The organism is Streptomyces vulcanius, from assembly GCF_042653945.1.
GTDB classification, from domain to species: domain Bacteria; phylum Actinomycetota; class Actinomycetes; order Streptomycetales; family Streptomycetaceae; genus Streptomyces; species Streptomyces mangrovi.
Map to the genome: position 1 here is coordinate 165,736 of NZ_JBHSFK010000012.1, position 12,411 is coordinate 178,146.

Annotated in this window: 3 protein-coding genes; 1 reads left to right on the forward strand and 2 read right to left on the reverse strand. The window is 71.7% G+C overall.

Features of this window, described 5'->3' with window-relative positions; all coding sequences use genetic code 11:
- Positions 1 to 11: 11 nt before the first annotated feature.
- A complete protein-coding gene (locus ACFPIH_RS20325) occupies positions 12 to 2,621 on the reverse strand; it encodes a right-handed parallel beta-helix repeat-containing protein (protein WP_381173549.1) in 2,610 nt (869 codons plus the stop codon).
- Complete coding sequence (locus tag ACFPIH_RS20330) at positions 2,618 to 11,221, reverse strand: hypothetical protein (protein ID WP_381173546.1); 8,604 nt, start codon at positions 11,219 to 11,221, stop codon at positions 2,618 to 2,620. The genes ACFPIH_RS20325 and ACFPIH_RS20330 overlap by 4 nt, the downstream gene beginning before the upstream one ends.
- A 231-nt stretch (positions 11,222 to 11,452) precedes the next feature.
- Here ACFPIH_RS20330 and ACFPIH_RS20335 point away from each other — a divergent pair, with 231 nt between their 5' ends.
- Positions 11,453 to 12,394: a serine/arginine repetitive matrix protein 2 gene (locus ACFPIH_RS20335; protein ID WP_381173543.1), complete on the forward strand. Its 942-nt coding sequence runs from the start codon at positions 11,453 to 11,455 to the stop codon at positions 12,392 to 12,394.
- Positions 12,395 to 12,411 lie beyond the last annotated feature (17 nt).

Here is a 12,411-nt window from a genome sequence, read left to right on the forward strand (position 1 = left end):
ACAGGGGGCGGTCAGACGGGTGTGGCGGGCTGGGGCAGGTCCTGCTCGTCGAGCAGCACGAGTTGTGCCGCCTCGGGCGAGTTCAGTTCGGCGACGCGCATGGCCTGACGCTCCGTCATACGCTGGAAGAGCTGCCGAGCCGTGCGGCCGTTGCCGAACTGGGCGTTGCGCGGGATCAGTTCGACGTGCTCGGTCAGCGCCTCGCGGGCGGCCGCGCTGAGTTCGTACTGGTGGCGCTGGGCGTGGTGCTCGACGATGCTGACCAGTTCGGCCGTGGAGTAGTCGGCGAAGACCAGGCTGCGGGTGAAGCGGGAGGACAGGCCGGGGTTGGAGCCGATGAAGCGGTCCATGTCGTCCGGGTATCCGGCGGCGATGACGACGACCTCGTCCCGGTGGTCCTCCATCAGCTTGACCAGGGTGGCGATCGCCTCGCCGCCGAAGTCGTTCGCGGTGCCGGCCGGGACCAGGGCGTACGCCTCGTCGATGAAGAGGACGCCGCCCCGGGCGCGGTGGAAGGCCTCGGTGGTCTTCGGGCCGGTGTGGCCGACGTACTCGCCGACGAGGGCGCTGCGGTCGACCTCGATCAGGTGGCCGCGGGCGAGCAGGCCGAGCGCTTTGAGGAGGCGGCTGTAGAGGCGGGCGACGGTCGTCTTGCCGGTGCCGGGGTTTCCGGCGAATACCAGGTGGCGGCTGAGCGGCGGGGCGGGCAGTCCCGCCTGCTGGCGCAGCCGTACGGTCTGCATCAGCTTGACCATGCCGCTGACGTCCCGTTTGACGCCGTCCAGGCCGACGAGTTCGTTGAGCTCGGCGAGCAGGTCCTCCAAGGTCTCCGGCTCGGGTTCGGGCTCGCCCTGCTGGCCCAGGCCGGGGGTGCCGGCCGCCGGCTCGGCGGGGGTGGCCGGGGTGCCCGCCGGCGTGCGGGGTGCGGCGGGGACCGTCGGCAGGTCCGAGAGCGTCGGGAGCAGGGCCGTGCCGACCCGGATCGCGGCGCAGTCCTCGAACACCGGCTCGGCGCCCTCGGCGAGTTGTGCGTCGTGACCGCAGTCGAAGACCCGGCAGCCCCGGAACCGCGGGGTGGCGCCCCGGGCCATGTGCAGCGCGGGGAACGCGGTGGCCGACACGTCGCAGTGGTCGAAGGTGCCGCCGGACTCCTCGCCGACGAGGATGCCGTTCTTGCCGGTGCCCTCGATCCGCACGCCCCGCACCTCAGCCTGTGCCTTCCGCCCCAGGACCAGGCCGCCGGCCCCCGCACCGGACACCCCGCCGCCCTCCATGACCAGCCGGGCCCCGGTGTCGACGGTCACGCCCGCGCCGCCCACCTCGGCGATACGGGTGCCGCGAAGCACGGCGACCGCGTCGGCCTCCAGTTCGACCCCGCCCCGCCGCTGACGGGTCACCGAGCAGTCCAGGAGCTGCGACTCCCGGCCGGAGCGCACCCGTACGCCCGTTTCGCCGTCCTCCACGCGTACGGCGGCCAGCACCACCCGTGCCTCGTCGTCCACCTGGACACCGCACGCCCGCGCCCCGGCCAGTGTGGTCCGGGTGACCTCGGCCTGTGCGCCGCCGTCCACCGCCAGGGCGTGCTCCCCGCTGACGGTCACCCGGCAGCCGGTCATCACCGCGACGGCCCGCTCGCCCAGGTGCAGCGCCGAGCCGCCGGTCCGGGCGAACAGCAAGTCGGCCAGCATCACCGTCGTACCGCCGGCCGCCAGCAGGCCGTGGCCTGCCGGATCCAGCACATGGCAGCCGCGGGCCGTCAGCCGGGCCGCGTCCGCGGCCTCCAGGCCGTGGCCGCCCGCCCGGGTGATCCGGCAGTCGGTCAGCTCGGCCCGTGCCTCGTGCGAGACCTGGACGCCGGAGCGGGCCACGCCCTCGATCCGGCACTCGGCGAGCAGCGCCTCGGCGGTGTCCTGCACGAGGACGCCGTTGCGTCCGGCGCCCACCAGGCGCGCGTCGCGCACCAGCAGCCGGGAGCCGCCGCGGGCCCGTAGCGCGGACCCGGAGTTCTCCTGGATCCGCAGCCGCTCGGCGAGCAGCACGGCCGTGCCGGACAGCACGGCGCCGATGCCGTCGACCGACTCGATCACCGTGTCCTCGACGCGGGCGCGGGCGTCCCCGGTGAGGTGCAGCGCGGCGTGCTGGGCTCCGCTGAGCCGGGTCCTGCGCAGCACCAGGACTCCGCCGCCGAGCGGGTCCGCCAGTTCGGCGGCCAGGTCACTGTCCAGGTCCAGGGCCGCGTTGGCGACGGCTCCGGAGCCGTCCGGGGAGCCGAGCACCTCGACCCGGCCGTGGCCGAGCCGGCAGTCCTCCAGGCTGAGCCCGGCCGCGTCCTCGACCCGGATCAGCGCCTCCATGGGGTCGGCGCCGCGCAGCACCAGTCCGGTCAGCAGGCACTCCGGCGCGGTGACGGTGAGGGCGGTCCCCCAGGGGGCCCGCAGGACGACGGAGCCGGGACCGTACTCCGGCTCCAGCGTGACGCGCCTGTCGAGTCGCAGGGTCTCCTCGTACTCTCCGGGCGCGACGGTGACGACCGCGCCGGCGGGCGCGGCGGCGAGCGCCGAGGCGATGCTGCGGTGGGTGCCCCGGCCCTTGGGCGCCACCCTGATGACCTGGTCCGTCATGTGCCGCCTCCGCCGTTCCAGCCGTTGCCCCCGACGACCGAGTCGCGGACGATGCCGCTCAAGTACATGTTGGAGAAGATCTTGTCGACCATCTTGCCCATGCCCGCCACCACGAAGATGTCGAAGAAGCCCTGGCGGTGGTACCAGCGCCCGGCGATGTTCTGGGTGATGATCGTCCGCGCGAGGCCGGTGGTGAGACCGCCGATCACACCGGCCGCCGCGCCGGCGGCGCCCACCAGCAGCGCGTCGGCGCCGTAGAGGTGCACGGTGTTGCCGTTCTTGTCCTTCACACCGAAGATCGCCGCGCTCGCGCTGCCGCCGATGAAACCGGACAGGGCGCCGCCGAACATGCCGACGCCGAAGTCGTAGGTGCCCGAGCGCCAGCGGGTCACCTTCTCGTTGCCCGCGAACTCGCCCTGCCAGCCGTCGTCGTTGGGGCGCCGGGAGTAGGGCTGGCCCATGTCCATCTGGCCGAGGCCGGTCTTCCAGGGCCCGCCCCGGAAGGTGGCGAGGTGTCCGGCCGTGAGGGTGCCCTTGACGCCCGCGCTGACGGTCGCGCCGAAGGCCGCCTTGGCGACGTCGTTCCAGCCGAACTCGCCGCCGGTGGCCGCCGCGACGATGCCGTAGACCACCAGGTTCATGCTGAAGTCGAGCAGCCACTCCTGGCCCATCTCGACGGCCAGCATCTGGGCGGCCTTCCCGGCGAACGGGGTGTACACGGACTCGCCGCCGACGCTGCGGCCGAAGTCCCAGCGGTTGGGCTCGCGCCACATCCGGCTGAAGCCGCGGTACTCGCCCAGCGCGCCGATGTAGTTGGTCTCGCGGCCGATGAGCGTGGTCCGGCCGAAGGTGTCGGTGTTCCACATGTACCCGGAGATCGCGCGCTGTTCGAGGAGCGTGGTGCCGGTCGGGCCGCCGTAGCGGCGCCACTGCTTGTGCCACTCCTCGCTCTCCAGGAAGGTGCCGTCGCCGAGGTCGGTCTTGCGGCGGATGTCGATGCCGTTGTCGAACTCCTTCCACACGTTGGAGTTGAAGGTGCCGCCCACGTCCGAGACGTACTCGCGCACCCGGAACGGCGCGTCGGTGGCCCAGGAGTGGATCGCGCCGGTGGCCGGGCGGGCCGGGATCTCCTGCACGGTCATGGTGTTGACGTTGGCCGGGTTGTTCGGGTCCGGGGTCGTCACCTGGTCCTGCCAGCGGGCGTTCGGGTGCCACTGGGTGAGCACGGTGCCGTTGGGGTCGATCCAGGTGCGGGGCCGGTTCGCGGCGCCGTCGCCGAAGTCCATGACGTTGCCGTGCCGGTCGATCTTGTTCCACTGCCAGGTCTCGGCGCCGGTGTTGGGGTCCCGGCTGACACGCCAGGCGTCGACGGTGGTGCCGTCCCCGAGCAGCCGGTGCTCGCGGATCAGCCGTCCCCCGTCGAAGTCCTGGAACGACTCCTTGTCCCAGGCCCAGGTCTCCATGCCCCGCTTGTGCTCCGTCACCCGTGGACCGCGCGTGTTGTTCGGGCCGCGCCACTCCAGGTTCTTCGCACCTGCCGAGCCCGTCGCCGTGATCGTGACGGTGTTGTTGCCGCCCGCGGCCGGGTCGGGCCAGGTGTCCTTGCGGGCGACGACCATGCCGTGCGGGTCGTACCTGGTCCAGTCGCCGTTGCCCGCGTGGACGTTCTGCCGGAAGGCGATGTCCCCGTTGCCCGCCTGGCCGTCCGGGCGGACGGCGGGGGCGGGCCGGTACTCGACCACCGAGCCGTCCTTCAGCCCGGTCCGGGCGACTTCCCACTGCTTGGTCGCGTCGGGCGAGTACCAGTCGCCGTTGGCCCGGTTGGTGGTGAAGCGGTCCTGGAAGAGGATGTCGGCCTGCCGGTAGCCGGCGCCCGGCTGCACGGTGAAGTCGCCCTGGTTGTACGTACGGTGGCCGTCGAGCTTGCCCGCGCCCTCCGACCAGGGCAGGTAGTTGTTGCCCTGCGCGACCGGCCGGCCGTTCGGGCCGTTCGGCAGCGGGACGTTGCCGACGGTGAGGTCGTTGCCGCTGCCCACCTTGCCGGTCACCCGGACGACAGTGCCGTTCCTCGCGATGTCCGTCGTGACACCGCTCATGCTGACGAACCGCACACCCCGCATGGGCGCTCCGCCGTCGGCGGGCATCAGCCTCCACTCGTGGATCTGGTACTTGCCGTCGAACCGCAGCCAGCTCGCGTTGGCCAGACTGGTGGCCCGGTAGTCCCCACTCATCGCCCAGCGGGCGAAGAACGGCGGGCGCTGCTCGGCGAGCCGCTGGGTCTCCAGGAAGTCGCCGTTGCTCAGCGTCGTGCCGCGGCCGTTCTCCTTGCCGTGCGCGGAGTGGGACATCCAGTCCCGCTTGGGGAGACCGTCCGGGCCCATCTCGACCTGGAAGTAGCGGCGTACGTCGTGCGGGGTCGGGGTGAAACGGCCGAACTTCTCGTGGACGAGGGTCGACGCGTTCGTCTTGGGGTGGTTCATGGTGTCGGTCCAGCCCCGGCCCGGACCCCACTTCCTGGCTCCTTCCGCCAGGTGGTTGTAGTCCGCGTCGAAGCGGTGCCAGGTGCTGCGGCCCGCACTCTGTGTCCAGACCGTGCGGTCCAGGTTCGCCAGCACATGGCCGCCGTCGGGGTTCTGCTGGAAGTGGTGGACGCGGGTGTCGACGCCCCGGGCGGTGGTGACGTCGAAGTAGCTTCGGCCACTCTCGCCCCAGTGCCGGGTGCCGTGGCGGGTGGCCGCGCCGGTCCCGTCGAACTCGGTCCACACCCCGCGCTGGTTGAAGCGGCCGAAGGCGCCGGCCCCGGCGGAGGAGTGGTACGCGTCGATCGAGCCGCCGTTGCCGAACGGCAGCGGGCGGCGCTCGAACACCTCGGCGCCGGAGTGGCCGAGCAGCCGGAGCCGGCCGTGGTCGAGGCCCTTGAGGTCGACCGTCCCGCCGTCGTACCAGGGCCGGTTGGCGTTCTGTGGCCGCGGGTTGCCGGCCGCGTTCAGGTGGATGCGTTCCCAGGTGGGTTTGGTGCCGGTGGCCGGGTTCGGGTAGGTGACGTCGATGCGCTGGCCGGGCTTGATCTGGCCTTCGTGGATGACGTTGATCTGCTGGAAGTTGAGCCGGCCGTCGGCGTCGTACAGCTTGAACTCGCCCGCGTGCGGGGCGCCGACGCCGTCGACGCGGTACTGGGTGCCGTTCGCATGGGGGGTGACCGTGCCGGGCGTCGGGGTCAGGTCGCCGTCCAGGACACGGAGATGGTTGAGGTCCGTGCGCAGGAAGCGGGTGCCGATGCCGTCGCCGAGTTGGACGGTGTCGTACAGGCGGGTGCCGTTGGCGTCGTCGACCCGGAAGATTCCGCCCTGGCCGGTGTTGACGACGGAGTGTTCCAGCCTGCCGTTGTTGCCGTGGAGCTGGAAGCCGCCGTCCGCCTGCTCCACGCGGTGACCGCCGCCGGGGCGCGCGGTGACCTTGACGTTCGGGATCTCGGCCAGTTGGTTGTCCAGCAGCTCCAGGGCCCCGCCGGGGTGGATGCGGACGCTCTGCCCGAGGAGCCCGCCTGTCGAGTCCTGGAGCCGGAGGTTGTCGGTTTCGACAGTGCCGTCCGACGCCCGGTGGACTCGGAAGGTGGTCGGGTGATCGACGACGAAGCTGCCGTCGGCGCGGACCGTGAGGGTGGAGTTCGGGAAGCCGGAGCCGTCGGCCTCCTTGAGCACGGCCGGTCCCCCGTTGGCGGGCATGTGGACGAACTCGCCGTTCGCGTGGGGGGCGGTGCCGCCGGTCAGCTCGCGGACGGTGGCGGTGTGGACACCGCTCGCGTCCACGGCGACATGGTCGGTGCCGCGGATGACGCGGAAGCCGTTGCCGTCGCCCGGCTGGGCGACGACGGTCGCGGCCCGGGGACCGTTCAGACTGGGCGTGCCGTTGGCATCGATCCGCAGCACCCCGCCGTGCAACGCGCCCCCGTTCAGGGCGAGGTGGTCGTGCGTGTGGGTGTAGTTGGCATTGTAGAAGGCCGTACGGTTGTTGGCGCCCGGGACGTGGTACTCGCCGCCGACCCGGGTGACCCCGGCCGCCTCGACCGCCCCGGCCGCGTCGGTGCGGATGAGCACGGGCGGCCGGCCCGCCACGCCTCCCACCGGCGTGTGCACGAACTGGCCGTCCGCCGCACCGCCGTTGAGCGGCCGGGCGGTGTGCGTCTGGGTGCCCGCGTTGTCGACCACGACGTGCGGCTGGCCCGCGCCGTGATCGATCCGGAAGCCGCCCGAGCCCGACTGCGGCTGCACGTGGGCGCGCGGCAGCTGGCCGCCGGTCGCGTCCAAGAGGTCGTGGGCCGTGCGACCGCCCTCCGGGAAGCGGACCATGTTGTCGCCCGGCACGGGCAGTACCCGGTGGACGTAGGCGCCGTCGTTCCCGTACACCCTCAGCCAGCTGCCGGTCGCCTCCGACACATGGAAACCGCCATTGTCCGGAACAGTGACACGCACAGTCGGCTGGCCCACCAGATGGGCCGTGTCGTCGGGGTCGATCCGCAGCACCTCGCGGTTCAACGCGCCGCCGTTCAGGGTGAGTTGGTCGTGCGTGTGGGTGTAGTTGGCGTTGTAGACGGCCGTACGGTTGTTGGCGCCCGGGACGTGGTACTCGCCGCCGACCCGGGTGACCCCGGCCGCCTCGACCGCCCCGTCCGCGTCGGTGCGGGTGAGCACGGGCGGCCGGCCCGCCACGCCTCCCACCGGCGTGTGCACGAACTGGCCGCCCGCCGCACCGCCGTTGAGCGGCAGGGCATCGTGGGTGTGCACACCGGAGCTGTCGACGACCGTGTGCGGCTGGCCCCCGCCGTGATCGATCCGGAAGCCGCCCGAGCCCGACTGTGACCGCACTTGGGCACCCGGCACCTCGCCGCCGGTCGCGTCCAAGAGCTCGTGGTCCGCGCGACCGCCCTCCGGGAACCGGATCATGTTGTCGCCCGGCACGGGCAGCACCCGGTGGACGTAGGCGCCGTCGTTCCCGTACACCCGCAACCAGCTGCCGGTCGCCTCCGACACCTGGAAACCGCCATGGGCCGGAACAGTGACATTCACAGTCGGTTGGCCCACCAGGTGGGCCGCCGTGCCGTTGGCGTTGATCCGCAGCACCTCGCCGTTCGACGTGCCGCCGTTCAGCGGGAGTTCGTCGTACGCGTGCTGGAAGTCGGCGTCGTAGACGACCGTACGGTTGTCGGGGCCGGTGACGCGGAACTCGGCGGCCTGGGTGCCCCTGGCCGGGACGTGGGTGCCCCCGTCCGTCTGGAGCGCGCCGTCCGCGTCGACGCGCTGAACGCCGCCGGTGCCGCTCGGCAGGACGTCCGTCGTGACCGTGTGACCGTCGAAAGTGCCGCCCCGCAGAGTGACCTGGTGCTCGGCGCCGACCGGCCGGGTGCCGTTCGCGTCCACGTCGAAGTCCCAGCGGCGGGTCTCGCCCCCGTCGACGTGCGTGATGCGGACGACGTTCCCGTCGCCGATGGGGTCGACGCGCAGCCCGTCGACGGCGTTCGGGTTGGTGATGCTCGGGCGGGACCCGGGAGTGAGGTCGACGCGGACGCCGTTCAGGCCGGGCAGGTTGACCGTGTGGGCGTTGTTGGTCCCGGAGGGTCCTGCCACGGAACCGCCGAGCGGCGGCGGGGCCTGCCGGGCGAGGGGCTGGAGCTCGATGCCCTCGATGACCCTGGTGCCGATCTGCTGGTGGTTCAGGGAGGCGTCCAGGTGGTAGTCCGTCTGGCGGACCGAGCCGCGCCCGAGGTCCTCCTCCACCCGGAGGAACTGGTTGCCGCCGTCCTGCGGGGTCTCGTACCAGGCCCGGACCCCCGGGGTGGCGGGGACGACCCGCGGTCCGGTGGCCGTCGGGGTGACCTCGACGCGCACAGCGGGCGACAGCCCGGGGATGTTGGTGAAGGTGTGCTGGAAGTCGAGGGACTGGCCGCGCTCCATGAACACCTGGATGGTCCGGTGCTGGTCGCGGAACGCGGTCAGGTCGACACGGCCGAGCTTCGGCAGGTCCACGATGAGGCTGTCGTCGCCGGGCAGGCCCGGGGTGCCGTTCCTGCCCGGTCCCCCGGTTGCGGGCGTCGGGACGTCGAGCCCGCCGCCGGGGGTGTGCGGGACGCCGACCGTCGCCGGGGTCACCGCCCCCGGGCTCACGGTGGGTGTGGCACTGACGGGCACGTCCACCCGGCCGAGGGCCGAGACGGGCGGTACGTCCACATGGGCGGCCCCGGTCGGGACGTTCGACACGACTCCCCTGGACCCGGTCACGTTCGCGCTGGCCGGGGTGTCGAGGCGGCCGACGGACGGCATGTCGACGTGGCCGACCGACGCCACGTTGACGCCTCCGGTGGCCGGGATGTCCACGCGGCCCAACGACGGCACGTTCACGCTCCCGGTGGCCGGGACGTCCATCCGGCCCACCGACGGCACGTTCACGCTGCCGACCGACGGGACGTTCACACTCCCGATCGAGGGGACGTTCACGCTGCCGACCGGCGGGACGTCGACCCGTCCCAGGGCCGAGCCCATGCCGTTCGCCGAGGGGATGTCGGTCAGCCGGGCGGACATCGCCGGGGCGTCCACCCGGACGACCGTCGGGCCGGACGTCACCGACCCCAGACTCGGCGTGGTGACCTGGTGCACGCCCACCACGGGGACGTCCGGCACGCCGCCCGTGTTCACCGTCGGCACGTTGACCTGCCCGAGGCCCGTCGTGGGCACGTTGACCTGGGAGACGGACGGGATGTGGACCTGGCCGACGGACGGGTTGGACAGGGACCCGATGCCGTTGGCGGAGGGGATGTCGGTGACCCGCGCGTCCATCGACGGCATCTCCACCCGCACCGCGGTCGGCCCGGACGTCACCGCCCCCAGACTCGGTACGTCGATCCGGGAGACGCCGATGCCCGTGACGCCCCCCGCCGCGAGATCGGCGCCCCTGAACGCGCCGCCGACCGCCCCGACCTGGCTGATCTGGCCCAGCTGCGGCAGGCTCACATTGCCGATGCCGCCCAACTGGGGCATGTTGACGCTGCCGAGTCCGCCGAGCTGGGGCATCTGCACACTGCTGATCCCGGTGACGGCCGGCAGGTCGGTGAAGCGGGCGCCGATCGCTGGCACGGGCGCGTTGAAGGAGCCGCCGAGCCCGCTCAGACCGCCGGTGAGGTTGACGTTCCCGATCGAGGGCGACAGGTTCAGCGGCGGCAGATTCGTCAGCGCCGAGCCGAGTCCGCCGGTCGGGCTGGGGGTGAAATTGCTCAGGTTGATGTGGGACAGGCCGCCCAGGTCGGCCCCGGGCCGCAGCAGCGTGAGGCCCGACGCGGCGGCTCCGCTGATCTTGCTGGAGACGCCGAGGAACTGGCCCCCGGCGAAGGCCCCGTACCGGTACATGCCGAACACACCACGGTCGATGACGCCGATCTTCAGCGCGAAGAGCAGGCCGTTGCCCATCTCGTCCGCGGCGACCGGCAGGAAGAACCGCAGGCCGTTGAGCCCGCGCACGCCGTTCAGCATCGTGCTGCCCAGTGAACTGCCCAGCCGCCCGATGCCGTTGAGGCCGCTGATCACCGTGCGCATCGCGAAGAAGCTCTTCACGCCCAGCAGGTTGATGACGGTCAGTTCGCTGGCCACAGGGACGACGCCGAAGCCCTTGCCGAGGCCGGTCCCGCCCATGGTGAAGCCCTTGAGCCCCGGCATGAACGTCAGGGGTGTGAACCTCACCCCGTTGATGCCGCGCAGCCCGCCGTTCAGCCACACCCCGGTGGCCCGGAAGCCGTCGTCGATACCCAACGTCAGACGGCCGAGCAGCCCGAGCGCGTTGGGCCCGCCCAGGAGCAGGTTCTTGCCGCCCTGGAAGGCCGAGATACCGGCCCCCTTCAGCCCCTTGAACACCGCACCGACGTTGATGCCCTTGGTGGTGGGCGCGATGACGCCCAGGATGGAGAGCACCAGTTCGGTGACGCTCGCCTTGCCCTGGGAGAAGTCCACCGCCGTCTTGATCAGCAGCGCGACGTTGAGCCCGATGGCGAACAACGCCAGCGGCCCGCCGACGATGATCGCCGGGATGATGAGGATCAGCGCCAGCCAGCCCAGCGCCTTCCAGAACGCCTCGCACTCGTCGATCGGCGAGGCGATGCTCTCGGCCGCCGTGGTCAGCGCGGAGGCCGCCGTGTCGGCGGCCTGCGACAGGACGTCCTTGGCGTCCTCGGCGGTGGCCTTGTGCGTCTCGCGTCCCGCGTCGTCGTCCTCGGCCAGGGCGGCCGCCGCGGTCAGGGCGGCGTCGGCCCGCTCCTGCTGGGTGCGCATCACCCCGACGAAGGTCCGCAACGCGGCCTGGGCGTCCTCGTGGGCCTGGCGGAACGTGCTGACGTAGTTGCGCAGATCGCCGTCGATCACCTTGCGCAGCGCGTCCGCCGTCTCACCGATGAAGGCGCCGTCCGTGGTGTTCTTGATCTCCGTCAGACCGGAGTCGATGGTGTCCGCCAGGGTGACCAGAGCGCCCTGAGAGGTGATGATCTCGTCGATCCGGGCGGCGTCGCCCGGGGTGGGGTCGCTGCTCAGGCCGAGCGCACTCCAGTCGGCGGGACGAGCCATCGGGGCGCCTCCTTCTGCTTCCGGGACGTACGCCGGGACGCACGCGGGACATGACAGACGTACTGACGGGCCGTGCTTCGGACGCCCTTGCGGGACATCGTCTGTACCGTCCACGCACCGGGACCCCGAGAAGGTTCAACGCGCCAGAAAACCGTGTCCGTTGAACCTTCCCGGGGTCCTCGTGCGTGGACAGGGCGGAAGAGCCGGACGGCACACCAGGAGGTACGACGCGTGGCGGACTTCTCCATCGACTACTCGGCGCTGCACACGGTCCAGAAGAAGATGCACGAACTGGCCGACCAGGCCGACTCGGGTGGCGCGACCGGTGCGTTCAAGGAGGTGGGCGAGGACACCTCCAGCGAACGCAGGGCGGTCTTCGGCGACGCCGGTCTCTCCTCCGCCTTCAACCTCTTCTACCGCCGCTCCAGCTCCCGTACGAAGCAGGCCAAGGACGGGCTCGGCCAACTGGCCGACGTCTTCAGCTCGGTTGCCAACACGTTCTTCGACGCCGACTCCCAGCTCTCCAGCGCGGCAGGGCTGATGGGCGCCAGCATCGGCCTCGACGACTGGAAGAACGACAAGGAGGCGCACGACGCCTGGCAGGCGGACAAGACCGCCTGGGACGCGTACCTCGACAAGATCGGCGCCGGCGACTACTTCGACCAGCATCCCGACGCCGACATCGGCGAGGTCTGCCGGGCCGACGGCGCCCCTTCCTGGTGCGAGACCTGGCAGAACGACACGGACGCCCCCGATCCGCCGGGCCCCGAGCCGGAGAAGCCCGCCGCCGACCCGCCGACCACGTACACCTACGAGGACGAGAACGGGAAGGTCGAGGTCAAGGTCGAGCTGAACGACAAGTACGACGTCATGAAGGAGACGTCGACGATCACCACCCCCGACGGTCAGTCCTACACGTCGGTCACCACCTACGACTCCGCCCCGAAGATCATCGATCCGGAGGGCAACGGCAGCAAGGACGCCTTCGACGCCCGCGACTACACCATGGTCACCACCTACGCGGACGGTTCGAAGACCACCAGCGTCTTCGTGATCGGCGACGACGGTTCGGGAACCATGACGAGCACCGACCAGGACGGCAAGGTCACCGTCTCCACCCGCTCCGGCCCGGACGCGGAATGGGTGACCCCCGAAGACGACGACGAAGAGTGACGAAGAGCAGAGACCGG